Origin of the sequence: Pseudonocardia zijingensis, assembly GCF_042657305.1 — a bacterium.
In the GTDB taxonomy this organism is placed as follows: domain Bacteria; phylum Actinomycetota; class Actinomycetes; order Mycobacteriales; family Pseudonocardiaceae; genus Pseudonocardia; species Pseudonocardia zijingensis.
Map to the genome: position 1 here is coordinate 1 of NZ_JBHSKO010000084.1, position 670 is coordinate 670.

The 670-nt window shown below is 68.5% G+C and carries 1 protein-coding gene and 1 pseudogene; one reads left to right on the forward strand and one right to left on the reverse strand.

The window, feature by feature from the left end:
• Positions 1-522: transposase (locus ACFPL3_RS42030; RefSeq protein WP_465269455.1), on the forward strand; the 522-nt coding region annotated here is incomplete at its 5' end.
• Positions 523-550: 28 nt separating this feature from the next.
• Here the strand turns inward: ACFPL3_RS42030 and ACFPL3_RS42035 are convergent.
• Positions 551-670, reverse strand: a pseudogene (locus ACFPL3_RS42035) (IS30 family transposase); the annotation flags it as partial.

The following is a 670-nucleotide window of genomic DNA, read 5'->3' on the forward strand; positions in this document are numbered from 1 at the left end:
ACGTCCTGGCCGCGCAACGCCGAGAACGAGCCCGTGTCCGCAGCGAACGCCAGCAACGCTGGGGCCGCCCCCGAGCCGCGGCCGCCGCGTGATCAAACCCGGCGAACGTATGTGGCCAACGCACTAGCCAAGCTGCGCGACCACCTCCTAGGTGAGGGTGTCGTGGCCGAGCTCAGCCGCGAGACGCTGCGCCGGATCCTGCATCAGGGTGGGGTGTCCTGGCAGACCACGACCACCTGGAAGGCCTCCACCGACCCGGACTTCATCGGAAAGATGCGCCGGGTCCTGGATCTCTACGACCACCCGCCCGCCGACGGGCGTGTCGTCTGCGTCGACGAGTTCGGGCCGCTGAACCTGCAGCCCCGCAAGGGCAAGGCCTGGCGGTCCAAGCGCCGGCCCCGCCGTCAGCGGGCCACCTACACCCGCACGTCCGGGGTGATGCACATGCTCGCCGCGCTGGACCTGGCCACCGGTGAGGTTCCCCCGCTTCGCCGGAGTCTTCCAAGACTGGTTCGATCTTGAGAGCCAGGAAGGAAGGCACTGGGCGGTCTCAACTGGTTGTTGCAACGAGCAGCTCGTCGAGTGCCTGGGCGGGATTCTTCCATCCGAGGGTCTTGCGTGGGCGGCCGTTGAGTTCGTGGGCGACGGTGTCGAGGTCGGCCTGGGTGTA